Annotated in this window: 23 protein-coding genes and 3 pseudogenes; 9 read left to right on the forward strand and 17 right to left on the reverse strand. The window is 33.5% G+C overall.

All coding sequences use genetic code 11. The annotated features are described in order from the left end of the window. Nucleotides 1–69: 69 nt before the first annotated feature. Nucleotides 70–972, forward strand: coding sequence for a diacylglycerol/lipid kinase family protein (locus tag DN392_RS00450; RefSeq protein WP_000167911.1), 903 nt, complete (start codon nucleotides 70–72; stop codon nucleotides 970–972). 40 nt (nucleotides 973–1,012) lie between these two features. Here the strand turns inward: DN392_RS00450 and DN392_RS00455 are convergent, their stop codons facing one another. Then, on the reverse strand, nucleotides 1,013–1,522 hold the full coding sequence (locus DN392_RS00455) for a DUF2199 domain-containing protein (protein ID WP_064056383.1): 510 nt from the start codon (nucleotides 1,520–1,522) through the stop codon (nucleotides 1,013–1,015). Nucleotides 1,523–1,546: 24 nt separating this feature from the next. After that, the gene (locus tag DN392_RS30210; RefSeq protein WP_162937148.1) at nucleotides 1,547–1,684 is read right to left on the reverse strand and encodes a DUF7003 family protein; all 138 of its coding nucleotides are present in this window, start codon (nucleotides 1,682–1,684) and stop codon (nucleotides 1,547–1,549) included. Between the two features lie 122 nt (nucleotides 1,685–1,806). On the opposite strand from DN392_RS30210, the gene DN392_RS00460 reads away from it, so the two are divergent. Further along, entirely contained in the window at nucleotides 1,807–2,754 is a 948-nt protein-coding gene (locus tag DN392_RS00460) for an Rpn family recombination-promoting nuclease/putative transposase (RefSeq protein ID WP_000483130.1), read from the forward strand. Nucleotides 2,755–2,794: 40 nt separating this feature from the next. Here the strand turns inward: DN392_RS00460 and DN392_RS00465 are convergent. The 3 genes and pseudogenes from DN392_RS00465 to DN392_RS31115 form a co-directional block, all read right to left on the reverse strand. Next, a pseudogene (locus tag DN392_RS00465) lies at nucleotides 2,795–3,417 on the reverse strand (hypothetical protein); the annotation flags it as partial. Nucleotides 3,418–3,505: 88 nt separating this feature from the next. Then, on the reverse strand, nucleotides 3,506–3,685 hold the full coding sequence (locus tag DN392_RS00470; RefSeq protein WP_000924670.1) for a hypothetical protein: 180 nt from the start codon (nucleotides 3,683–3,685) through the stop codon (nucleotides 3,506–3,508). Nucleotides 3,686–3,761: 76 nt separating this feature from the next. Next, nucleotides 3,762–3,921: pseudogene (locus DN392_RS31115) on the reverse strand (YxeA family protein); the annotation flags it as partial. Between the two features lie 41 nt (nucleotides 3,922–3,962). Between DN392_RS31115 and DN392_RS00475 the strand changes: the two are divergent. Further along, nucleotides 3,963–4,103: pseudogene (locus DN392_RS00475) on the forward strand (helix-turn-helix domain-containing protein); the annotation flags it as partial. 240 nt (nucleotides 4,104–4,343) lie between these two features. Continuing rightward, nucleotides 4,344–4,523 (forward strand): cold-inducible protein YdjO-related protein, encoded by a 180-nt coding sequence (locus tag DN392_RS00480; RefSeq protein ID WP_000289926.1) that lies wholly within the window; start codon nucleotides 4,344–4,346, stop codon nucleotides 4,521–4,523. 487 nt (nucleotides 4,524–5,010) lie between these two features. Here the strand turns inward: DN392_RS00480 and DN392_RS00485 are convergent, their stop codons facing one another. The 10 genes from DN392_RS00485 to DN392_RS00530 all read right to left on the reverse strand — a co-directional run bounded on the left by DN392_RS00485 (nucleotide 5,011) and on the right by DN392_RS00530 (nucleotide 15,643). After that, nucleotides 5,011–6,858, reverse strand: a complete 1,848-nt coding sequence (locus DN392_RS00485) for an FtsX-like permease family protein (protein WP_071743624.1) — start codon at nucleotides 6,856–6,858, stop codon at nucleotides 5,011–5,013. 15 nt (nucleotides 6,859–6,873) lie between these two features. Beyond that, the gene (locus DN392_RS00490; RefSeq protein ID WP_088321326.1) at nucleotides 6,874–7,635 is read right to left on the reverse strand and encodes an ABC transporter ATP-binding protein; all 762 of its coding nucleotides are present in this window, start codon (nucleotides 7,633–7,635) and stop codon (nucleotides 6,874–6,876) included. Between the two features lie 269 nt (nucleotides 7,636–7,904). Beyond that, nucleotides 7,905–8,669, reverse strand: coding sequence for a rod shape-determining protein MreC (gene mreC, locus DN392_RS00495; RefSeq protein WP_179209975.1), 765 nt, complete (start codon nucleotides 8,667–8,669; stop codon nucleotides 7,905–7,907). A gap of 200 nt (nucleotides 8,670–8,869) precedes the next feature. Continuing rightward, complete coding sequence (locus tag DN392_RS00500; RefSeq protein ID WP_088321340.1) at nucleotides 8,870–9,235, reverse strand: YxeA family protein; 366 nt, start codon at nucleotides 9,233–9,235, stop codon at nucleotides 8,870–8,872. Between the two features lie 143 nt (nucleotides 9,236–9,378). Further along, nucleotides 9,379–10,887: a sensor histidine kinase gene (locus DN392_RS00505; RefSeq protein ID WP_048565817.1), complete on the reverse strand. Its 1,509-nt coding sequence runs from the start codon at nucleotides 10,885–10,887 to the stop codon at nucleotides 9,379–9,381. Continuing rightward, complete coding sequence (locus DN392_RS00510; protein ID WP_088321325.1) at nucleotides 10,871–11,572, reverse strand: response regulator transcription factor; 702 nt, start codon at nucleotides 11,570–11,572, stop codon at nucleotides 10,871–10,873. Before DN392_RS00510 ends, DN392_RS00505 begins: the two co-directional genes overlap by 17 nt. A 37-nt stretch (nucleotides 11,573–11,609) precedes the next feature. Beyond that, nucleotides 11,610–12,215 carry a DedA family protein gene (locus DN392_RS00515; RefSeq protein ID WP_000418937.1) on the reverse strand — a complete coding sequence of 202 codons (606 nt, stop codon included), beginning with the start codon at nucleotides 12,213–12,215 and terminating at the stop codon, nucleotides 11,610–11,612. After that, nucleotides 12,215–12,793, reverse strand: coding sequence for a class I SAM-dependent methyltransferase (locus tag DN392_RS00520; protein ID WP_088321324.1), 579 nt, complete (start codon nucleotides 12,791–12,793; stop codon nucleotides 12,215–12,217). The genes DN392_RS00515 and DN392_RS00520 overlap by 1 nt, the downstream gene beginning before the upstream one ends. A 143-nt stretch (nucleotides 12,794–12,936) precedes the next feature. Then, the gene (locus tag DN392_RS00525) at nucleotides 12,937–14,886 is read right to left on the reverse strand and encodes an ABC transporter permease (RefSeq protein ID WP_016085794.1); all 1,950 of its coding nucleotides are present in this window, start codon (nucleotides 14,884–14,886) and stop codon (nucleotides 12,937–12,939) included. After that, entirely contained in the window at nucleotides 14,873–15,643 is a 771-nt protein-coding gene (locus DN392_RS00530) for an ABC transporter ATP-binding protein (protein WP_000859653.1), read from the reverse strand. Before DN392_RS00530 ends, DN392_RS00525 begins: the two co-directional genes overlap by 14 nt. A gap of 306 nt (nucleotides 15,644–15,949) precedes the next feature. Between DN392_RS00530 and DN392_RS00535 the strand changes: the two genes are divergently transcribed. After that, nucleotides 15,950–16,822 (forward strand): AraC family transcriptional regulator, encoded by an 873-nt coding sequence (locus DN392_RS00535; RefSeq protein WP_064449163.1) that lies wholly within the window; start codon nucleotides 15,950–15,952, stop codon nucleotides 16,820–16,822. A 42-nt stretch (nucleotides 16,823–16,864) separates the two neighbouring features. On the opposite strand, the gene DN392_RS00540 is transcribed toward DN392_RS00535, so the two are convergent. Both DN392_RS00540 and DN392_RS00545 read right to left on the reverse strand, forming a co-directional pair. Next, the gene (locus DN392_RS00540) at nucleotides 16,865–17,503 is read right to left on the reverse strand and encodes an SdpI family protein (protein WP_064449162.1); all 639 of its coding nucleotides are present in this window, start codon (nucleotides 17,501–17,503) and stop codon (nucleotides 16,865–16,867) included. After that, nucleotides 17,500–17,772 carry an autorepressor SdpR family transcription factor gene (locus tag DN392_RS00545; RefSeq protein WP_064056391.1) on the reverse strand — a complete coding sequence of 91 codons (273 nt, stop codon included), beginning with the start codon at nucleotides 17,770–17,772 and terminating at the stop codon, nucleotides 17,500–17,502. Before DN392_RS00545 ends, DN392_RS00540 begins: the two co-directional genes overlap by 4 nt. A gap of 207 nt (nucleotides 17,773–17,979) precedes the next feature. Here DN392_RS00545 and DN392_RS00550 point away from each other — a divergent pair, with 207 nt between their 5' ends. From DN392_RS00550 to DN392_RS00565, 4 genes are all read left to right on the forward strand, one after another. Then, on the forward strand, nucleotides 17,980–18,675 hold the full coding sequence (locus tag DN392_RS00550) for a response regulator transcription factor (RefSeq protein ID WP_000276736.1): 696 nt from the start codon (nucleotides 17,980–17,982) through the stop codon (nucleotides 18,673–18,675). A gap of 2 nt (nucleotides 18,676–18,677) precedes the next feature. Continuing rightward, a complete protein-coding gene (locus DN392_RS00555; RefSeq protein ID WP_000765354.1) occupies nucleotides 18,678–19,700 on the forward strand; it encodes a sensor histidine kinase in 1,023 nt (340 codons plus the stop codon). Between the two features lie 94 nt (nucleotides 19,701–19,794). Further along, nucleotides 19,795–21,765, forward strand: a complete 1,971-nt coding sequence (locus DN392_RS00560) for an FtsX-like permease family protein (RefSeq protein ID WP_064056392.1) — start codon at nucleotides 19,795–19,797, stop codon at nucleotides 21,763–21,765. Between the two features lie 79 nt (nucleotides 21,766–21,844). Beyond that, the gene (locus DN392_RS00565; RefSeq protein ID WP_088321323.1) at nucleotides 21,845–23,800 is read left to right on the forward strand and encodes an ABC transporter permease; all 1,956 of its coding nucleotides are present in this window, start codon (nucleotides 21,845–21,847) and stop codon (nucleotides 23,798–23,800) included. Nucleotides 23,801–23,807: the final 7 nt, after the last annotated feature.

Raw genomic sequence — 23,807 nt, forward strand, 5'->3', positions numbered from 1 at the left:
CCACCATCAATTACTGGTGGAAGTTTATTTTCTATCACGATTCGTAAAAGACAAAGGGAGAGAATAAAAATGACAAAGACAAAATTTGAAAAAGTACTCCTCATCGTAAATCCAAAAGCAGGGCAAGGCGATTTACATACGAACTTAACGAAAATTGTACCACCTCTTGCGGCAGCTTTTCCTGACTTACATATCCTTCATACGAAAAAGCAAGGTGATGCAACAAAATATTGCCAAGAGTTTGCTAGTAAAGTAGATTTAATTATCGTCTTTGGTGGTGATGGAACAGTATTTGAATGCACAAATGGCTTAGCACCTCTCGAAACTAGACCTACACTTGCAATTATTCCAGGTGGAACTTGCAATGACTTCTCTCGCACACTTGGTGTTCCGCAAAACATTGCAGAAGCAGCAAAACTTATTACACAAGGACACGTAAAACCAGTTGATGTCGCAAAAGCAAATGGACAACACTTCTTAAACTTCTGGGGCATTGGACTTGTCTCTGAAGTATCAAACAATATCGATGCAGAAGAAAAAGCAAAGCTTGGTAAAATTGGTTACTACTTAAGCACAATTCGAACTGTAAAGAATGCTGAAACATTTCCAGTAAAAATTACGTACGATGGACAAGTATATGAAGACGAAGCTGTCCTTGTTATGGTTGGAAACGGTGAATATCTTGGCGGTATCCCGTCCTTTATTCCAAACGTAAAGTGCGACGACGGAACACTTGATATTTTTGTTGTAAAATCAACAGGCATTCAAGCGTTTAAAGACTATATCGGAAAGAAACTATTTGAAGACTCAAATGAAAATGACATCTTCCACGTAAAAGCGAAATCCATTCATATTGAAACAGAAGAAGAAAAAGAAGTAGATACAGATGGAGAAAGCTCGCTTCATACACCTTGTCATATTGAACTATTACAAGGACACTTTACGATGATTTATAATCCTGCGGTTGTGTAATAAAAAAACGAGTGCTAGCACTCGTTTTTTCTCTTCTAATCTAGTTATATCGTTGAATCATTTCTTGTATTTCTTTAACTCTCTCTAAAGTAATTCCATTTCTTTGTTCAATCGCTAAAGGATGCTCGGTTGGTTCTAATCCAACATACGGTGCCATTCCAACTTCTCTTATATGTATATTTGTTTTTAAATTTAATGTTTCTGGATAAACTGGTATTTCTACAGATAACCAACCAAAATAAGGGTCACTATTTTCTCGGCCTCTCTCATCCCACTTTTCTAATACTTCATCATAACTTTCTTTACTAAGTGATACCCACACAGTCCATATGAAATTTTCGTGGTAATCAATGATAGGAATCTCTAAACAACCTCTAATAAAGTAATGTTCATCGTCCATTACGCAAAGTTCTGATGTTAAATGGAAGCGTTCCTCTCTTTCATGAGGCGCTACCTCGTAATAATAATATGGTGCTTCACTTCCGTAGCATAAAGGTAGTGCAAAACGATTCATTTGTACTTTTTCTCCGGATTTTCTTCTTCTTTTCATTTATTATTCTTTCTCCTATCCTTTTCAGTCACAATCAAACTCCACCCAATCTTTCCAGTGCGTATTAGAATCCTTATTCACAATAATACTTGGATCTTTCTTCTCTATAGCAGCCGCTACTGATTGGAAGAATTCAATTTCACTAGAGTATAACATAGACATATTTGTTTGCGACATTCTAATAATATTGCTAAAAAATAGCAAAGTTTCCTGTTTGCATGCCCTAGTTCTTTTTAGATACAATGAAGGAAAGAAGCGGCTTAATACAAGGGAGAGGACAAACTTTGTTCAACCAACAGTTAGTTAATTTACGCATTGATTTTGCATTTAAACAATTGTTTGGTACGAATGGTAGTGAAGATATTCTAATTGCATTTTTAAACGCTATGTTACAAAAGTCTTTAGAATCACCCATTGCTTCTCTACAACTAGAAGATCCACATTTACATCGGGAATATGAAGAGGATAAGTTATCTATTTTAGATATTTCAGCGACATTAAACACAGGAACAAAAGTAAATGTAGAAATACAGCTCAATAATAATCACGATATGATGAAACGTAGTTTATATTATTGGGGAAAATTATACACATCTCAATTACAAAAAGGTATGCCTTACAGTTCGCTTCATAAAACCATCACCATTAATTTATTGAACTTTATAATGTTCTCAGACCACAAAGAATTTCATACAACGGGCACATTATGGAATTCACAGCAACAAAAACTCTTGAGTGATGACATAGAAATTCACATTGTAGAAATTCCAAAGTTAACAAAACAATGGCATGAAGAAAAAGTAAATCCGTGGAAAGATCCATTTGTTCGTTGGCTTTTATTGCTTTCAGCAAATGAGGATGAGCACTTAACTAAACTATTGGAGGATATTGCTATGAACCAAGATCCTATTTTACAAAAAGCGATAAATAAATGGGAACGTATGAGTCAAGATTCTTCTTTCCGACAAGCTTATGACGCAAGAGAGAAGGTTCTAATGGATGAAGCCGCAAAATTCGCTCACGCAGAGCAAGAAGGAATAAAAAGAGGAATTGAAAAAGGGCTTGAACAAGGGCTTGAACAAGGCATTGAACAAGGTCGAAAAGAAGGTGTTCAACAGGGAAGAATGCAAATGATTAAAAGCATGTATGATCTTGGTATGCCACTTGAAACGATTGCTAAGGCAAGTAAATTAAGTGTGCATGAGGTTGAACATATTTTAGGACATAAATAGTAATAAAAAAAGGGCTTGAATTGTTTCAAGCTCTTTTTTATCAACTTTCCTCAATTCGTTCAATCTTCCAAACTAAATTATCTGGATCGTTTTTCTCTAAAAAAGTTAACATCCACATAATATTCTCTTTGTCGTTCATCAACATTACTTTATGGTTTAATTTCCAAGCCACGTCACTAACATGATTAGACATTTTATACATATCTTCTTCTCTAATAAGCTTTTCCTTTTTGATTAGTCGTCTCGTTCTATACTCCCTTATTTCTAAGTACATATCAGCATACATCACTTCATGCTGCCAAATTATACTACATACATATTTTTTTATTTGGACTACTCTTCTTTATATAAATAAATTCATTTTTATAATCCAAATCCAGTACCTTATTGTATGCTTTTTCTAACATCTCTATATCCCAATCACATTTCAGTATGAACGATTTTAAGGGCTAATTCTTTTTTCTCTCTATCTGATAAATATGGGAAATCCTTTACACTCCCATATTCTACAAACACATTCATATATTCAGGAAAAATTCGATATTTCTCCTCCCACTGATTTAATAATGAAATATCATCCACACAGTGAATCCAGATACCTTTTTCATAGTCTGTTCTTAACTTTGGTATATATCGCTCGTATAAAGAAGTAATACAGTTCGTTTTTTTGAAATAGCACTGAAATTTCCCAACGGTTTCTTCAAAAGAACAATCCAGCACCATACAAAGTGATTCGGCGGACTTACTTGAACTAAAATATTAAATTACATTTCGAACAAAAAGGAGCAGCATTCCCTCTTCTAATTTTCGCATCACATTTTGGACAATATACGTATCGCTCTTCTATCTTATCTCGTTCTATCATATGTAAAGATACTATTCTCATACTACACATGATTCCAATTAAAATAAGGCTAACAATGAGTAGCATAACTTACTCCCCCCTCCCTCTATATTTTACCATAAAATAACAAATCTAATTCTCTCATTAAGAATCGGATTCATACTTACAATCCTAACTTTGCTTCGTCCATCAGGAGTCATACCCATCATTACTTGCATTTTATCATGTAAAAACTTTCCCTTTGTAAGCATATTCCAGTACGAACCTTTTGGTAATTTACCTACTTCATTAATAGTTGCTTCTTTTTCCTTACCATCCCTATTGTTTCGATAAATTTACACTATAATAAAAGAGGAGTGGCATTATAAATAAACAAGAATTTATTGAACTCGTTAATTCCAAATTAACACTTATCCGTGTTGAAAATGATTTATCACAAGAAAAAATGTCAGAAGTTATTGGTTTATCGAAAAAAACATTAGTAGAAATTGAAAAAGGTAGAAAAATGAGGAGAAGGTTGACGTCATACACCGTGTCAAATTGAATGATTACCAAAGCTTTCAACGATAATTTATAATCCTTAGCTTATATAATCCTTATTCCTCTATACTTTAACAATTACTAACCTTCGCATTTTTCCAAAAAACAAAGTATAATGAACTAATTACAAAGAAGGTTGTTAACAAAATCGTTAACAACCTTTTTTGTTTTTCTGAAAAACTTTTCAATTTAAGGGAGCGATCACATGTATTGGAGAAAAAATGATAAACCTGTAGAAGAACCAGAAGCAATTGCTGTATGGGAATGCCAAGAAGAAAACTGCCGTGGATGGATGCGTAAAAACTTTTCATTAGAAGCAGAACCGAAATGTCCGTTATGCAAAAGCGATATGGAAAGCGGCGAACGCTTATTACAAAAGATATAATAAATTCTCTTCTTCACCTTTTATAAACTGAAACATAGAGGATTCTCTTTCTCCTTATTTACAATGTGAATCGAAAGAAAATAAACTATACAAAAAGCTTTGCGTATCCTCGCAAAGCTTTTTCAATATCTCAAACTCATTCCAACTATCATTCTTTACTAAAAAACAAATTACATTTTGAATAAAAAGGAGCAGAATTCCCCTTTCTAATTCTCCCATTCCACTTAGGACAATACATATACAAACCTTTTTCTCTCTACTATCCCAAAAACTACTACTTTCATCCCGGTCATAATTCTTATCAAAATGATGTTAAGAAATCAATAACATAGTGTATCCTCTCTTACAATAAAAGTAAAATATCAGGAAATCTTCTGTCATATTTTATCCCCCTATATTCATTAAATCAATTCGCTACAATCATTTCTATATGTTTTCAAAACACTCTAATATAAATTTTTACTAGATTTATATCTAGGCTTATATGCTACACTTCTTTCGGTAGAACAATTTTTTTATACAATTGAACTGTAATGAAATAATAAAACACGTAAATGACTAAGAAAATAATAATCGGCAGCCAAATACGGAAATATGGATTATCTATTAAGAACGAGAACATGTTCATTCCGACTAATACGTGCATTATACCTACGATCGCTGGGAACAAGAAAACGAAAAGTAACTCTTTATAAATTGATTTCGTTAATAGCTCATAACGCACACCAATTTTACGAAGCATTTGATAACGCGTAATATCTTTTGAAGCACCAGAAAGAATTTTAAACATTAAACAACTTGCCAACATCGCTAAGAAAGCTATGCCTAAGAAAAAACCCATAAATACTGTTCCACTGTAAGTACTGTAATATCCTTCATACAGCATATATTTACTCAAAAGATGTACTTCTTTCATATCTTTATATTTAGCTAGCTCTAATTCATCGATTTTTTCCCATTCTTCTTTATACGTTATAAAATTGTCCGTTTTCCCCAGTATTATAATTTCTTCTTTACCTTGTATCCCGTCATACATCTTTTGATCTACAATTTGTATCTTTTGACTAGGATTCATATATGTCTTTTGAAGAGACCTTAAAACATTTGCCCACTCTTCTGGAACTACATTGGTATTATCCTCGTTTTTTTCTTGGCTATGGCTTAAAACGGCTCCGACAATTAGCTCCCTCGAAACAGGAACGAATCGGCTACTATTCCCGTCTTTTCCAGTAGGTGTTAGCGGACGATTCCTTTCTAAATCTTCTTTCAATTGGTAAATAAACTGCTCATCTACTTTGTATCGATATTCGTTCTTTTCTTTAAATGTAATACTATCTAATATTTTCTTTTCTTCTGCTGTGGGATTTTTAATTTCGACATCATAGTATTCTGCACTCTCCACCATATTTGTGACATTATTTTTTAACGCCATACCACTGGAGATTGCACCCGCACCGAGAGCCACTAACATAGCAACTGTCGCTAATACTTTCGTTAAACTATTAATAGAAAAACTTAACTGTGCAAACGTAAACGCATTGATTCCTTTTTCACTACGATTTTGATTCGCTTTTAGTTTGTTAATAATAATGGGAAGGAATGATGCAAATAGCATGTAAGTTCCTAATGTTACTGTAATTGTAGCAATGATAAATCCTGATTCCTTTAACTCTTTCATATAAATCATCGAAGCATAACCAACTGCTAATAAAATAATTGATAAAAGTGCTACTATATTCGCTAGTTTTCCTTTAGTAGGCGTACGCTCTTTGTGACTATTGGAGTGAACGAGTTGTAATAACGAATTACGCGCTAGTTTCATACCATTCATAATTGAGGACAACATAAATAATGCAATGAAATAGATGAAAGTAACAATGATTGATGGTACATAAAATGCATGATAACCACCTCCAGTAAACCCCAGCTCCTTCATCAGTAAATGCCCAACGCCTTGCGCCAAAATTATACCGAATATTACACCTACTATAAGAGATACTATTCCTAATACAATTGTTTCAATAAACATAAGCAATGTAATTTTATGCTTTTTTGCCCCTAATACCATATACATACCAAATTCTTTTTGCCTAAGTGATAATAAAAATGAGTTGGCGTATAAAATATAAAATAATGTAATAAACCCTAATAAAAATGAGCCCGTTTGGAAGACAGAAAAAATCCCGTCCATGGAATTTCCTTCGATAAACGTTTTATTTAACGCTAACGTTTGAAACATATAAAAAATTGAAATAGACATAATAAGCCCCACTAATAAGACCATATAGTCTTTTCGTTTACTTTTTAGTCCCGACATGGAAAGTTTGAATAACATGCTGAACCTTCTTTCTTATGCTTTTTGTGTGCCTAAATCTGCAAGCACATCTAAAATTTCTTTATACAACTCTTCACGAGTACCTCTACGATAAATTTCTTTATACAACTCTCCATCTTGGATGAATAAAATACGTCGGCAATAACTTGCGCTTAACGGATCATGTGTAACCATCATAATTGAAACATCCTGTTCTTCATTTAAGTTGGTCATCGCCTCTAATAAACTTTTCGCATTTTTAGAATCAAGCGCTCCTGTTGGCTCATCTCCTAAAATTATTGCTGGCTCATGTACAAGTGCACGGGCCGCCGCCGAACGTTGTTTTTGTCCACCAGATACTTCGGACGGATATTTTTGAAGAATCTCTGAAATTCCTAACATCTCTGCTACCTTTTTCACCTTTAATCCAATTCTTTTCGAATGCACACCTTGCAGAGAAAGCGGTAATGCAATGTTTTCATAGATTGATAAATTTTCAAGTAAGTTAAAATCTTGAAAGATAAACCCTAGTTTCTCTGAGCGAAAATCAGATAATTCCCCTTGCTTCATTTTCATAATATCTGTTTCAGCAATTTCAACAATTCCACCTGTCGCTTTATCTAATGTAGAAATTACATTCAATAATGTTGTTTTTCCTGAACCAGATGGTCCCATAATCCCAACGAATTCACCCTCTTGAATCGAGAACGATACATTCTTTAGTGCATGCGATTGGCTCTCACCTTTTTTACCGTATACCTTTTGTACATTCTTTACCTCTACAACTGATTTTGTCATATATATCCTCCTATACTTCTTTTTCCTATTTTTATTTTTCTTACATATTTTCCGAGTATTTCTTAACCCATTTCTAAGTATAGATAGCATTTCTTAATAAATAGCAGCGGATATTCTTAACATTTCTTTAAGAATATGAAAAAGCCCCAAAGCTAATAGCTTGGGACTTTTGATTTCTATATTCTATTTTTGAGTAAGAAATAAAGACTGTATTTTCCCTCTTAATCTTACTCTATCTAAAAAAAGAAATGATGTTCATCTATACTTTGCTAACCTTTAGGTTCTACTAAAATGACATCTTCTAAATCATATAAATTCGCCTTTGGTTTTGCATAAATAATATGTGTAAGACCATATTTATCCGGCTCTTGTTCTATTACCTCCGCTACTTCAAAACCAGGTAGTATTTTCTGGCTCAATTCAGAAGTAATAACACTATCACCTATTTTTATTTCTTTCGCTTGATCTAATGGAATATTTTCAATTCGAAGGGCTTGTTTTTCCTTATCATACCCTGTAACAAATCCTAAAATGGATGAATTGCTTTGGAAAGTAATTGCTAAACGATTTGTTCGTTCATCTTTCGTAATTAATTTCACAATAGATGTAAATTGATCTACACTCTCTACCCTTCCAATAAAACCATCCACTGTAATAACAACCATATCAACCTTTATACCATGTTGTACCCCTCTATTAAGAGTGATTTTTCCATACCAATCTTCTGCTACACGCCTTACTACTGTAGCTTGAATTAAATTATATTTTCCTTGTTCCTTTAATTCTCTCGTCTTGTTGATAAGCTTAGTAAGGTTTTCTTTCTCCTCACTTAATATTTGCACTTTACTCTTTAACGATTCTTGGTTCTCAATTTTTTCTTTCAATAATTGATTCTCTTTATACACTTTATAAATGTCTTCTATATTGTGAATAATATTTTGTACATACCTATTATTCGTACATACATACATCATCAATAAAACAAAAAGAATAATTGAAAGAAATAACAATATTTTCCTCTTAGAAGCCTGCATAATTATCCTGTTACTCCTTACCATTTTTTATCTACACAATATAGAATACTAGTAGTTGTATACAGAAGAAATGCAGTTTAGCTAAAGTTCAGATAATCTTTATCTTCTTTATAAAAAATTTAGAAATTATCATATACTGCCACTATATTCGAAGCTTACTCGTTACTTTATCCATTGAATGCAACTTATAATTTCTATAACTACTTATGTTTTATTGTTACTTTTTCTTTTGCCTTAGCGGGTATTTCGTCACCTTGTATTTCTTCCCATTTCATACCATAACTCCCTTTTGATTCAATCTTTAAATATGCTCCTATTCGTAAATGTTTTGAAGAAGTCATCATAATTTTTTGTTCTTTACCAGATTCATCATACCCTTTAAATTTATAGTTCCATCTACCAAAACCATTACTTTTCGTTTCATATTCCCCATCACTGTCGACAACAGCATAATAAATACCTTCTTTAATAAACGGATTGAGTTGATCTACAATCGGTCCACCTTTCACTACAAGTAATGTAACTCCAACTATAATCAATACGATAAACGCACTTAATTTTTTCATATAACTTTCGATTCTCCACTTCTCTGTTTTATTAATCAATATCCACCTGAATGATGGAATAAGACTCTCTCTAAATCAATAGCAACACTATCGCTCGTTCTTCTCTAGTTAGAAGGTAACCGATATTTCTAATACCCTTCTAATTAAATTGGCAATAAGATAATAAATTGAATAACCCCATTTTCATATTCCGCTCGAATTTCTCCTTTGTGCAATTCAACAATACTTTTTGCAATTGCAAGCCCCAAGCCTGAACCTTCTACAGCTCTACTTCTAGATTGATCTTTTTTATAAAAACGCTCAAACAAATTCTCCAATTCTGTTTTTGTAAATTTTTCACTACAATTCGCTATAGAAATTTTGATATACTGTTCTTTTCTTTGAAGCGAAACTTGAATTTCTGCTTTATCTATACTGTATTTAACTGCATTGATTAAGAGGTTTTCAAACACACGCACCATTTTTTCAGAATCCACAACGGCATATATACGATCTTCCTCAAATTTTTTCATAAATGAAAGCTTATGTTCCTCTGCTTGTGGTACTAGCTCTTCTATTAACTGATCAAGTAGTTCATTCATACACACTTCTTGCGAATCTAACACCATATTTTCATCTGTTAGTTTTGTATACTCAAACAAATCCTCTACTAACATCTTCAACTGCTCTGATTTTGAAAAAGCAATTTTTATATACTCATCATGCTGTTCTTTATTTTCATATTTCGCATCACCTAGTAAGCGTAAATACCCCATAATAGAAGTAAGTGGTGTTCTTAAATCATGTGATACATTTGTAATCAATTCACTTTTTTGTTTCTCTATTTGTTTTTCTTTTTCTATATTAGCCAAAAGCTTTTCTGCCATTTGATTAATATTTGAAGTTAATACACCTATTTCATCTTGACCTGCCTGTTTGATTTTATATTGTAAGTTCCCTTTCGAAAACTCTCTTACTCCTTCTGCCATTGCTTCAATCTGATTCATCTTTCTTTTCGTTATATAAAAGAAAGAAAGTAGAAAAGTAATAAAACCTAGTAAAGATGGGAGTGGACTACTACCGTTCACTACATACTTTACATTTCCTTGTGGTATACCACTTGCAATGACATACATATTTTTCGTATTAACAGTAACTGGATAAAAGGTGGTAAACTCCTTACGCTTTTGTTCAGCTCTATCTCGAATTAAATTTTGTGCTTCTACATAGCGTACTTGATCCATTTTAAAATCCATTACATTACGCATCGTCTCATGAAGATTAATCTGTTCTTCCGGTGCTCCCTTTGTTTTATAAACGACTTTCCCATTCTCATCTATTATTAAAACCTTCAATTGATTTTGATGATTTAATTGATCAAGCAGTTCTTGTATATTAATTTCCTTACCCTCTTCTGTCATACTTTCAACAAGCCTTTGTGTCTGTCCATCAATGGCTTCCATACCTGATGCATAATCAATGATAGAAATTTTATTCGCATCCTCGAAAAAGGAAGATGAAACCCCTCCTACTAATACACCAAGTAATGTACAGAAAGTAAATGTAGTAATTAGCTGTACCCGTATGCTCTTTTGCAAATAACTCACTGTTTTACCTATCATTTTTTTAAAAACTTGATTCATCCATATCATCGGTTTAAATATCTTTCTCAATCTTGTAGCCAACTCCCCATACTGTTTTAATGTAACGAGGCTTCCTTGGAATTGCCTCTATCTTTTCACGTATTTTCCGAATATGTACCATCACAGTATTATCGGATTGGAAAGCTTGCTCTTTCCATACCCTTTCATAAATTTGCTCTGCATTTAATACCATTCCTTGATTTCGTACAAGCAATTCTAATACCTCAAACTCTCTCGGTGTCAATTTCACCTCTTCATTTGCAATAATGACCTGCCGCGTTGCTATATTTATCTTTATATCTCCAACTTCAAACACATTTTCATCTTTTACACTTGCCCCGCTCATTTTCATATATCTCCGAAGTTGTGATTTAATACGAGCAATGAGTTCAAGTGGATTAAATGGTTTTGCTACGTAATCATCTGCTCCAGTTGTTAACCCTAAAACCTTGTCCATATCTTGCGTTTTTGCCGAAAGCATCATAATGGGCATTTCCGCTATTTCTCTCACTTTCATACACATATGAATACCATCTATTTTCGGCATCATAATATCAAGTACAATTAGATGCACGTCTCTTTTCCTTACTATTTCTAAACCCTCTTCACCATCTCCAGCTTGTAATACTTCGTACCCTTCATTCTTCAAATAGATGGTGATAAGTTTTCTAATTTCCTTCTCATCGTCCACGATAAGTATCGTTCCTTTATTCACAAAATCTCCTCCAGCATCATTTACCAAACTATGAATGTTACTTTATTTCACTCACTACTGTATTCTTCTTATGTATATACACATAAGAAATACTAGAAACTATGATAACGATGCCACCAAAATATATACCATACTCGGTCACAAGGGTTACTATCATTTCTATATGCTTTCCAAATAAAGAGCCTAGTACAAAGTAAACTAACGTCCAAACAAACCCTATTACATATGAATAAATTGCATAAGTTTTAAATGACATGTTATTCATTCCTACTAAATACGGTACGATATGTCTCACAACGGGGATAAAATAACTTATTACTAATGCATAATGACCATATTTCTCTACTATCTCTTGTGATTTTAAAAGGTACTTCGCCTTTTTCTTTTTCATCAATTTTCCAAGTACTTTTATGCCAAATATTTTCCCTAGTATATACCCTAAAGATAGCCCTGATACAACACCTAAATATGTTAATACGAATGAAGGAACAACACTTAATATCCCTACTGAAGATACAAAACCACCACTCATGACAATCATTTCGTCTGGAATTGGCATACCAATAATACCTAACCATAAACAGAAAAATAACGCCCAATAACCGTATTGTTCAATATAAGATAATAATTCATGTAATTCCATTATGCATATGCTCTCCTGAGTTCTTTTTTACAGCTAAAGACGTACGCTGGTGGGAAATTGAGCCACACTTTCTCTAGCGTAATTTCGGGAAAGAAATGCTGTATAAATCCTTTTTTCACAAGCGAATATTGAAATGTTATGAATTCCCCATTCTCATGTATTGCTTCCATTGCATTGTTTAAAATGCGTTTTGAAACTTCTTCTGGCAAAGAAGTAAAAGGCAATCCTGATAAGACGTAATCAATGCATTCTATATGGAACGCTTCCATATACTTCTTTATATTTTCAGCTGAACCGTGTACAACAATAACATTCTGTTCATTTTTAAACTTTCTCTCTAACTCTTTGAAAAACACTTCATTAATTTCAATAAGAAGAAATATTGTCTCCTTCTTCTTTCTCTTCATAATTTCTTTCGTGAAAGCCCCTGTACCAGGCCCTAGCTCTACAATGCATTTCGCTCTATTAAAATCAATTACATCTACCATTTTCTTTGCTAATATTTTTGAACTTGGCGCAATTGCACCAGTATGTTTCGGATGTTTAATAAATTCGTGTAAGAATGTTATGAGCTGCATGTAACCCTCTCCCCATTCGTTCAATAGTTTTAACTTGTTTCTAAGTATAACTATCGTTTCTTAATAAAAATTGAGGAGATTTCTTAAGATTTTATGAAGAAATCAAAAAACAGCTACCGCTTATAGCGATAGCTGCTCCTTTATTATTTCGCACTCACAATCTTATAATAAGAACGAACTGTTATAAAGTAATATCCGATATAAATGACACCGTATACTCCAATACTAATTAGAAGCGGAATCATAATTTCAAATGGTAGTATGTTCCCTAAACCTTTTAATGCAAACAAGCTGTGCAGGATTCCGATTACTAACGGAATCGCAAAGATAAAGCTTACTTGTTTTGCGATAGCTTTTTTCATTTCTTGTTTTGTGACCCCTACTTTGTGAAGTACAATATAGCGCTCACGATCAGCATTTGCTTCTGTTAATTGCTTAAAGTAAATGATAGAACCCGTTGCTAGTAAGAATACAAGTCCTAAGAACATTCCGATAAACATCATTAGTCCTGTTCCTTCAAGCCCCATATGGAAACCAGTGTAGAAATCTCTAAATGGTGGTACCATTTCTGATTCACCAGCTGGCATCACTTTTGTTAATTTTTCTGTTAACACTTTACTATCTTTTTCATCTTTTACATCAATATTTTTTACAACGCGTGTTCCAAATGCTTGCTTCGCTTGCTCATACATTTCATCTGACACGACAACAACTAATTCACCTAAATTTGTAATCGCAACGTCATTTGCACCTTGGATTTTTAATTGCTTCGTTTCATTTCCAATTTGGAATACTGCTTTGTTTCCTTTATATTGTGGACTAAACTCATGCCCTTCAATATATGAACTATCATATATAAATGCTTCACCAGCAGCTACATTCACTGTTTCTGCGTCGATTTTTTTAGCAAGTTTATTAAATTCAGACTGAGACATAAACTGATATTTCTCTGAAATCGTGTAATTCATATTAAGAATGAAATCAACTTTGTCTCCTTCAAACTTCCCTTTTACAGGAACTGTCTCAATTTCAAATTGATCTTTAACAGGGTGATTCTGCTTCTCTTCCGCAAGAATCGTATTTACTTTCTTATCTAGTTCTGCATCTTTTTTCTCATAAGAATAGCTGTATGGTGTAAATGCTTTTGATTGCGTAAATGTGTTGTAATACATCGTAACTGACGTACCAACCGCCGTTAATGTCACTGCACTTAAAATAGAAATTGTCGCAAGTGACTTTGCATTTCCTTTAATACGATATAGTAACTGTGACGTCGTTACCATATTCATACCGTTATAAAACGATGATTTATTATTTCTTGCACGTTTTAATACGAATACTGTAAAGAACATAAATAGTAAGTACGTACCTAATACTGTCGCAAGTAAAATATAAAGTGCAACTGCCATAAAGTCTGCATATTTAACTGCCTTCATAAACATTAACGCTAAGAAATAACCTGAACCGATTAAGAACACTGAAATTAATGCCATAATGACAGATCCTTTTGGCATTGCTTCTCCTTCACGTTCTGCGCGGAAAAGTTCAATTAACTTGAAGCGATAAATTAAACGATATCCTTGAAGTGATGTATACAATATAATCACAAAGAAAATAATTGCCGTATCAACAATTGCAGCCATCGGTACTTCAAAATGAACATTTAAGTTTAATCCCATCATACTTACTAGTAACTCAAGGAATAATTTTGAAAGGACACTACCAATCGCAATCCCGATTACTAATGACATTAATCCCATTAACATATTTTCATAAAACAGCATTTTACCAATCTGTCTTTTACGAATACCTAATAAGGAATATAATCCAACTTCTTTTTTACGTTTCCTTGTAAAGAAACCGTTTGAATATATAATGAACACTGCTACGAATATAATTAGCATGACACTGGAAACTTGGAACGCTCCACTAATTTTTTTAGAAGCTTCTGCTGCTTTTTCCATTTGTGAATTATATTGCAGTGCTTTAAATGTAAAATAAATAACAATACTAAAAATCATAGATGCAAAATATACAAAGTAGTCTTTAAAGTTCCGCTGTATGTTGCGGAGGGCAATGCTAGATAAGGTCATCAGCCATACCTCCGGAAATAGAAGACATTACGTCAACGACTTGTTGGAAGAACTGTTTGCGCGTTAATTCACCGCGGTGCAATTCTTTATATAACTCACCATCTTTAATGAAAATAACTCGTTTACAGTAACTCGCCGCAAACGCATCATGCGTTACCATTAAAATTGTAGAGTTATCATATTCATTTAACGACTTCATACTTTCAAGTAAATCTGTTGCTGATTTAGAATCAAGCGCTCCAGTTGGCTCATCCCCGAAAATCATACTTGGATTTGTAACAATCGCACGCGATGCTGCGCAACGCTGTTTCTGTCCGCCAGATACTTGATATGGGAACTGACTTAAAATATGATCGATACCGAACTTTTTCGAGATTTCAAGAACACGACGATCAATTTCATTTGCCTTTACTTTTGATAACGCAAGAGGTAACGCAATATTCTCTTTTACCGTTAACGTATCTAATAAATTATAATCTTGGAAAATGAAACCTAAATGATCGCGGCGGAATAACGCTAACTTATCATCATTCATTTTCACGATATCTTTTCCATCAATTAAAATCTCACCGTTCGTCGCATTATCAATTGTAGAAAGAACGTTTAGTAAAGTCGTCTTACCCGAACCAGAAGGTCCCATAATTCCAACGAACTCACCTTCTTTTACTTGTAAGTTAATACCTTTTAACGCTGCGAATTTATTACCACCCGTGTCATACACTTTTTCAATATTTTTTGCTTCTAACACTGTTTTCATCTCGACATCCCTCATTTCTTCTATTCTCTATTTTCAACTATATACATTCTCTACTCTTGCCACTATCGATGTTTCTTACACAAACATGACAGTTATGTAAGACGCATAAGTAAAGATATAAAAATTTAACCTACTGAACAAAAGTACTTTGTTACTATAGCATTGGGATATCATACCATCCATTCATTCTCCTTACAGGAACATTACAATTTTGTAAGGTTAAAAATGTATCCTACAAAGTTGTGCATGAAATGTCGGATGGGGCTATTTCTTTCCTGCTATTCTACTTACAGAGGAGGTCATTTAATGGATTCACTAAAAAATATGAATGCTGCAATGCAATATATTGAAGACAACTTGACAGATGAAATTAATTTTAAAGAAGTTGCACAGCTAGCACTCTGCTCTGAGTATCACTTTAAAAGAATGTTTTCTTTCCTAGCCGGCATATCACTGTCAGAATATATTCGCTGTAGACGTCTTACTCTCGCTGCTTTTGAACTAAAAGATAGCAATGCAAAAGTCATTGATGTCGCTATAAAATATGGGTACAACTCGCCAGATTCTTTTACACGTGCTTTTCAAAACTTGCACGGCATAACACCTTCAGAGGCCCGAAATAGTAATCATTCTTTGAAAGCTTATTCACCAATGACCTTCCAGTTATCGATTCAAGGAGGAAACGAAATGAACTATCGAATTGAAGAAAAAGAACCATTTCGAATTATTGGTATTACAAAACGCGTACCGATTGTATTTAACGGTGTAAATGAAGAAATTGCTTCTATGTGGAAAAGTTTAAATCCAGAGTCCATTCAAACATTAAAGTCCCTTTCAAACATTGAACCTACTGGAATTATTAGTGCTTCTACTAACTTTTCTGAAGGTAGAATGGAGGAAAAGGGAGAACTCGATCACTACATTGGAGTAGCCTCAATGAAAGATTGTCCAGAGCAATTCACACAACTTGAAGTCGCAGCTTCAACGTGGACCGTATTTGAAGCTGTCGGTCCATTTCCTGAAACATTACAAAATGTATGGGGACGCATTTATTCCGAATGGTTTCCTTCCTCAAACTATGAACTAGCGGAAGGACCAGAAATATTGTGGAATGAACAGAAAGATATATCTTCTCCGAATTTTAAAAGTGAAATTTGGATACCGGTTTTGAAGAAATAAAAAACAAAGCTGCTTTTCCATGAAAGGAAAAGCAGCTTTGTTTTACATTTTTAGTTCCTTTTTATAAGCGATATAGGAATACACCATCGTACCAACAACCAGTACGACTACAACACTTAACAAACTAATCATTTTCCACATTCCCGGTAGAAACGCCGAAATCGTAATTACAATACCGCCAATCATCATAATCTTTGATCCTAAGCGATGTGTTTTTCTCCACACTTCCTCACTACTTAACGTCCACGGTGTTTTTATACCTATGAAGAAATTTGGTTTACATTGCTGCATATAATTGCCGAGCACGACGAAGAGAATACCGACCATTATATTCACAACGATTCCAATTGGAATGTTATATCCTAAAGCATTTGCTAGTGTCATCATATTAATAGTAAATAAAAAAAATAAAATTGCTCCATTGATCCTTCCAAGTGCTTTAGGAAATTTTTTATAGTTATCGTACTTTGGATCTATCTTAGGCAATACAGTTACTAATGCATATATAAAAATCATAATTGCTACATCAAAAATCAACATTCCCATTTTTGACATATGCCCATTTACCTCACCATCAATGTTCCAATGGCTCGGAACTTCACCTGGTAAATGGGGCCACGCGACACACCATGCAATAATCGTTAAAGCAATTAATAATAACGGAAATATATGCTTCTTCATTTCCCCTCTTCCCCCTTATTCGTAAATGTAAACACCCAAGTCAATAAATCTTGAAATACAGTTGTGTTTAAAGAGTACATAACGAATTGCCCCTTTTTTTCATCTTGAATAAGTTCAGCATTTTTAAGTGCGTTTAAGTGGTGTGAAATACTTGGCTTTGTCATATTGAAATGTTCAGCAATCTCACCAGCAGTTAGATCACTTTCTTTTAATAAGTCCAAAATTTTTCGCCTTGTTGGGTCTGCTAATGCTTTGAATGCTTGATTCAATGTCTTTCTTCCTTTCACTAATTAGACATTTAGATATTTATCTAAATATTAAACAATTTCCAATTAATTGTCAATTAGACATGCGCCCTTTTTACTTTTCACGCTTTTGACCCATACTGTTTACTAGCTTATCTTTCAACATAATGAAAAGACTTGAAACACATGATACACTATAGCTACAATTGTTTTTTTAGGAGGAATATACATATGTATAAAATTTTAATCGTTGAAGACGATCCAAATATTTCATCATTACTACAATCTCACATTCAAAAATATGGCTATGAAGCTGTTGTTGCAGAGAATTTCGATGATATTATGGAATCGTTTAATGCAGTGAAACCACATCTTGTTTTACTTGATGTAAACTTACCGAAATTCGATGGATTCTACTGGTGCCGTCAAATTCGTCATGAATCTACTTGTCCAATTATTTTCATTTCAGCGCGTGCTGGCGAAATGGAACAAATTATGGCGATTGAAAGCGGTGCGGATGATTATATTACAAAACCTTTCCACTACGACGTTGTAATGGCGAAAATTAAAGGTCAATTACGTCGTATTTACGGTGATTATGCGCCAAATATTTCTGAACGTATCGTTGAAGTGGAAGGTTTAAAACTATTCCCAGAACGCCCAGAAATCCATTTCGGTGCTGAGCAAGTTCTTTTAACGAAAAAAGAAGCTATTTTAGCAGAAATGTTATTATCTAAATTCCCTCGTACAGCGAGCCGTGAAGATTTATTAGCTGCCCTATGGGATGACGAAAGTTTCGTTGAGGAAAATACATTAAACGTAAACATTACGCGTCTTCGTAAGAAATTCAATGAGCTTGGTATTGAAAATGCTATTGAAACAGTACGTGGACTTGGGTATCGTTTTAACGCAACTTGGAGTGAATAAGCATGAAGCTATTTTTACGTGATCATTTTGCATTTTTTCTACTGTACGTATTAAACTTCGGTATCATCTTCGTTCTTTATGATGCAGTAGATGGATTTCAAAATAATAAATTTTACTTCGTCGTTTTAAGTTTGTATTTATTCATTTGTTTCCTCGCTTATCGTTATGTTCGCAATCGTAGAATGTACCATAGATTAAGTGAGCAACCAGAAAAAATGGAAGATGCTTTTATTGAAAGAGCAACCGCTCCGATGCCTCATGGTGTAAATGAACTCGTGCGTACGCAGTATCGTCTATTCCAAAAAGAACTACAATCGTATGAAGTAAAACAACAAGAACATCAATTATTCATTAACCACTGGGTGCATCAAATGAAGACACCTGTGTCCGTTATGCAGCTTATGGTGCTAGAAATGGAAGACGAACATTTAATTCCAAAGTTTAAACAGGAATTAGATCGTCTGAATCAAGGGCTTGATATGGCTTTATATATGGCAAGATTAAATAACTTCCATGAAGATTTCCATGTCGAAACAATTTCATTAAAAGATACGGTAACAAAAAATATTAACGGCCTAAAAGAACTATTCATTCGTAACGGAGTCTTCCCTGTTTTAGAAGTTCATTCTGATTTAAAAGTTGCTTCTGATGCGAAATGGCTAAAATTTATCATCTATCAGTTAATGACGAATGCTGTTCGTTACTCTGGTGAGCGCGGAAAGAAAGTGTTCTTATCTGCTTACCGAAACGGAAAAGATATTATTTTAGAAGTTCGTGATGAAGGTGTTGGTATTCCGCAAGAAGATATTCGAAGAGTATTTGAACCGTTTTACACTGGGAAAAACGGTCGTACATTTGGAGAATCTACTGGTATGGGACTTTATATTGTAAGTAAAATTTGTGATTATTTAGGTCACTCTGTCAAACTAGATTCTGAAGTTGGTAAAGGAACGACGATTAAGATCATCTTCCACAACGCTGCAAGTAATCAAGCAGAACATACGGAGAAGGTGACCGAAGCATGATCGTGACATATGCTAGCAAAATGTATGAGAACTTACTCTCATACATTTTTTGCAATAAAACTACTTCTATATCTTCTATTTGGAGGTATAGTCTATGACATTTTGGCAATTCGCGTTTAAAAATGTAACGCGCAACTCAAGAGCTTATTTTGCTTATTTCGTAAGCAGTTCGTTTTCAATTGCTGTTTTCTTTTCCTTTGCTGTTTATTTGTTTCATCCGAAATTACAAAATCCCACTATGATCTCTGAAATTTCAGGATTAATGATTTTTTCAGAAGTTGTTATTGTTTTGTTCTCGTTCTTTTTTCTACTCTATTCAATCGGATCGTTTTTAAAAGTTCGTAAAAAGCAATTTGGTATTTTAACTATTTTAGGTATATCAAAAAAACAATTACATCGACTCGTTTTCACTGAAAATATGTTAATTGGTATTTTATCTATCTTTTTCGGTATGCAGTTTGGATTTGTATTTTCACAATTTTTCTTATTAGTGACAGCGAAAATTACACATCTACCAGGGATATATTTATATCCCCCTACGAATGCTTTCATTTTAACAACGATTGTATTTCTTGGTCTCTTTATCGCTGTATCTTCATTTACACCCATGCTAATTCGTACGAAAAAGACGGTAAACCTTTTAAAAACTAATGGTGGGAAACAAAAGGAAAGAAAACCATCCATATTCATTTCTCTATTTGGTGCTATCTGTTTATTAGGTAGTTATATTTTAGCTGCAAACCCTAAATATTTCTTCTCAATAAACACGCAAGTAGGCGTTATCTATATGGTTTCAAGTGTTTTTGTGATTCCAGCACTTGTTACAATTGGGACATATTTTTTCTTTTCTCAAATTAGTTTCTTACTTATTTATATTTTAAAGAAAAGAAGAAATTTTTATATGAAACGAATTAATATGCTTTGGATTTCGGATTTAGCAAGTCGTATTCGAACGAATATCAATATGCTTTTTATTGTAGCAATGCTTTCTACAATTGCTTTCACAATGATTACGTTCCTATATGGATTCGGAAAGTTTACAAAGCTAGATGTTTCGAGAACTTCACCTTTTCCATTTTCTTATTTTTCATATGACGCAAATCCTTTTGTTAACGAGCATTTAACTTGGCTTGAAAAGCAGTTACAAAAGGAAGATTTCTCTTATAAAAAACTAAAGGCTGATTTATATGAAACACCACTGAAAGAAGATGAAGGTATAACGACTTACAATGACATCTATGCAATGAAACAAAGTGACTATAACAAACTTGCAGCTTCCCTGCGAATGAAACAACTATTCATGAGCGATAACGAAGCATATGTCTTAACAGGTAGCGCTTATTTCACCTTATTCAGCCAATTTGAGCCAAGCTACAATAGAAAATCCATTACACTTTCTAGCACAAATACGACATTACAAGTAAAAGGATATGAACAAGTAGGGGCCATTCCCTCTGACTTTTCATATCAAACTTTAATTTTACCTGACGTTGTTGTAAACAACTTACCAAATACAACAAAACATGTTGCAGCGTACAATTATAACGTACAAAACTGGGAAAAGACGTATGAAATTGCTGATGATTTTATGAAAAGAATACAAAAAGATCGACAGGAATTCCAATACGAAGGACCCCTTATACGCTCCTATGAATCAGCAGGCTCATTATATAGAATTACATCAGGAAGTGCCGCATACTTCCTAATCGGGACATTCTTAGGTGTCATTTTCTTTATTGGAGCAGGTAGCGTTCTTTACTTTAGAATGTATACTGATTTAACGAATGAACAAGAAAAATATGTAGCAATTTCAAAAATTGGTGTAACAGATGCAGAGATGAAAAAATCTGCAACCATTCAACTTAGCATTTTATTTTTCGTTCCGTACGTTATGGCGTCCATTCATACAATGTTCGCAACAAAAATGCTCCAAGACGTAATTGATTTATCACTATTCAAAGAAATTTCAGCTGTTCTTATTATTTTTGGAGTCGTTGAAGTCATTTTTTTCTTATTCATTCGTTCCTTTTACATGCAAAAGTTATCAGAGTATACGAATGGTTAAGTTTTATAAATATATTAGTACAGGAAAAGGGTATCTTTTATATCCTTTTCATCTTCACTCTATTAGGAGGCTTAGGTGAATGACATTTTGGCAGTTTGCATTTAAAAACGTGACTCGGAACGCCAGAGCTTATTTCGCCTATTTTGTAAGCAGTGCGTTTTCCATCGCAATTTTTTTCTCATTTGCAGTTTATTTATTTCATCCTAAATTGCATATGACAGACGTAAATGTTGCTCTGAACATATTAATGACAATATCAGAAGTTGTTATTGTATTCTTTTCGTTTTTCTTTTTACTATATTCAATCGGTACTTTCTTAAAAGTAAGAAAAAAGCAATTTGGGATTTTAACAGTACTTGGTATATCTCAAAAACAATTAAAGAGACTCGTATTTCTAGAAAACATGTTAATTGGTGTTCTTTCCATATTTTTCGGCATTCAACTTGGACTTGTCTTTTCACAGTTCTTTCTACTAGTTACCGCCAAAATTACACATGTACCTGGTTTATATTTATATTGGCCAACGAGTGCTATTATTTTAACTATGATCATCTTTCTTGGACTCTTCATTCTCGTTTCATCTTTTACGCCGATGCTCATTCGGACGAGAAAGGCTGTACGTCTTTTAAAAGAAGGAACAAAGCAAAAAGAAAGAAAAGCATCCGTGCTCATCTCTCTATTTGGTGCGACATGTTTAATATCTGGATACGTACTAGCAGCAAATCCGCTATATTTCATATCGCTTGGCGACGTAATTGGAATTTTGTACGCCGTCACCAGTATATTTGTCATTCCTTCACTCGTTGCGGCTGGAACATATTTTTTCTTTTCACAAATTAGTTTTTTACTCATTCGTATATTAAAAACGAGAAGAACATTTTATATGAAACGTATTAATATGCTTTGGATTTCTGATTTAGCAGCTCGCATTCGGACAAATATTAACATGCTCTTTATTGTAGCGATGCTATCAACACTCGCTTTCACTATGATTACGTTCTTATACGGTTTTGGGAAATTTACAAAGTTTGATGCAGTAAGGGAAAATCCTTTTCCTTTTACATATTTATCACATACTGAAAATACGTTAGCGGATGAACATTTGAATTGGTTAAAACAAAAGTTCAATGAAGAACAATTTACTTATAAACAATTTAAAACGGATATATATGAAGTATCTTCGGCGGAAGAAACACCGCAGCTCTATTATGCAATTAAACAAAGTGACTATAATATACTTGCTAAAGCATTAAACTGGGAAAATCTCCACGTGAAGAATAATGAATCTTATATCCTTATTAAAGATTTAGATAATCAAGTTTTTGAAACACTTCATGATCAAAAAACGAAAAATACGCTTACGCTGAACCAAAATTCTTTACAGTTACACATAAAAGAATATAAAAGTTATAATCCATTCCCAAATAGCTTAATCTCACAATTACTCGTATTATCTGATGAAAATGTCGAGACATTATCATCAGCTTCAAAACAGATGAGTGTATATAGCTTTAAAGTTAACGATTGGGAAAAAGCTAATAACATCGGTTCGGCATTTGTAAAAAAGATTGATAACGACGAGATAAAAATTCAAGCAGAGCACCCACCTTTCCATGCAAGTGAAGCAAGTGATTCTCTATACACAACTAAACTCAATGTCGCTTCGTTCTTCTTAATTGGTACTTTCTTAGGTGTTATTTTCTTTATTGGTGCTGGCAGTGTTCTTTACTTCCGGATGTATACAGATTTAACAAGTGAGCAAGAAAAGTATGTGACGATTACAAAAATTGGTTTAACAGAATCCGAGATGAAACGATCTGCTACAATTCAACTTGCGATTCTGTTCTTTGTTCCATACATTATGGCATCGATCCATACGATGTTTGCGACAAAGATGCTACAAGAAGTTTTACATCTCTCGTTCTTCGCTGAGATTACAGTCGTACTGATGATTTTTGGAACAGTTGAAGTGATATTTTTCCTTTTAATTCGTTCCTTCTATATGCAAAAATTATCACAACATATTAAGTTTTAACGAATAG

This window comes from Bacillus sp. BB51/4 (assembly GCF_008368845.1).
In the GTDB taxonomy this organism is placed as follows: domain Bacteria; phylum Bacillota; class Bacilli; order Bacillales; family Bacillaceae_G; genus Bacillus_A; species Bacillus_A wiedmannii.

What these genes read in the sequence shown, in the direction of transcription:
- DN392_RS00450 (WP_000167911.1), top strand. Translation starts at nt 70, where the DNA reads ATGACAAAGACAAAATTTGAAAAAGTACTCCTCATCGTAAATCCAAAA.
- DN392_RS00455 (WP_064056383.1), bottom strand. Translation starts at nt 1,522, where the DNA reads ATGAAAAGAAGAAGAAAATCCGGAGAAAAAGTACAAATGAATCGTTTT.
- DN392_RS30210 (WP_162937148.1), bottom strand. Translation starts at nt 1,684, where the DNA reads ATGTCTATGTTATACTCTAGTGAAATTGAATTCTTCCAATCAGTAGCG.
- DN392_RS00470 (WP_000924670.1), bottom strand. Translation starts at nt 3,685, where the DNA reads ATGCTACTCATTGTTAGCCTTATTTTAATTGGAATCATGTGTAGTATG.
- DN392_RS00480 (WP_000289926.1), top strand. Translation starts at nt 4,344, where the DNA reads ATGTATTGGAGAAAAAATGATAAACCTGTAGAAGAACCAGAAGCAATT.
- DN392_RS00485 (WP_071743624.1), bottom strand. Translation starts at nt 6,858, where the DNA reads ATGTTATTCAAACTTTCCATGTCGGGACTAAAAAGTAAACGAAAAGAC.
- DN392_RS00490 (WP_088321326.1), bottom strand. Translation starts at nt 7,635, where the DNA reads ATGACAAAATCAGTTGTAGAGGTAAAGAATGTACAAAAGGTATACGGT.
- mreC (WP_179209975.1), bottom strand. Translation starts at nt 8,669, where the DNA reads ATGCAGGCTTCTAAGAGGAAAATATTGTTATTTCTTTCAATTATTCTT.
- DN392_RS00500 (WP_088321340.1), bottom strand. Translation starts at nt 9,235, where the DNA reads ATGAAAAAATTAAGTGCGTTTATCGTATTGATTATAGTTGGAGTTACA.
- DN392_RS00515 (WP_000418937.1), bottom strand. Translation starts at nt 12,215, where the DNA reads ATGGAATTACATGAATTATTATCTTATATTGAACAATACGGTTATTGG.
- DN392_RS00520 (WP_088321324.1), bottom strand. Translation starts at nt 12,793, where the DNA reads ATGCAGCTCATAACATTCTTACACGAATTTATTAAACATCCGAAACAT.
- DN392_RS00525 (WP_016085794.1), bottom strand. Translation starts at nt 14,886, where the DNA reads ATGACCTTATCTAGCATTGCCCTCCGCAACATACAGCGGAACTTTAAA.
- DN392_RS00530 (WP_000859653.1), bottom strand. Translation starts at nt 15,643, where the DNA reads ATGAAAACAGTGTTAGAAGCAAAAAATATTGAAAAAGTGTATGACACG.
- DN392_RS00535 (WP_064449163.1), top strand. Translation starts at nt 15,950, where the DNA reads ATGGATTCACTAAAAAATATGAATGCTGCAATGCAATATATTGAAGAC.
- DN392_RS00540 (WP_064449162.1), bottom strand. Translation starts at nt 17,503, where the DNA reads ATGAAGAAGCATATATTTCCGTTATTATTAATTGCTTTAACGATTATT.
- DN392_RS00550 (WP_000276736.1), top strand. Translation starts at nt 17,980, where the DNA reads ATGTATAAAATTTTAATCGTTGAAGACGATCCAAATATTTCATCATTA.
- DN392_RS00555 (WP_000765354.1), top strand. Translation starts at nt 18,678, where the DNA reads ATGAAGCTATTTTTACGTGATCATTTTGCATTTTTTCTACTGTACGTA.
- DN392_RS00560 (WP_064056392.1), top strand. Translation starts at nt 19,795, where the DNA reads ATGACATTTTGGCAATTCGCGTTTAAAAATGTAACGCGCAACTCAAGA.
- DN392_RS00565 (WP_088321323.1), top strand. Translation starts at nt 21,845, where the DNA reads ATGACATTTTGGCAGTTTGCATTTAAAAACGTGACTCGGAACGCCAGA.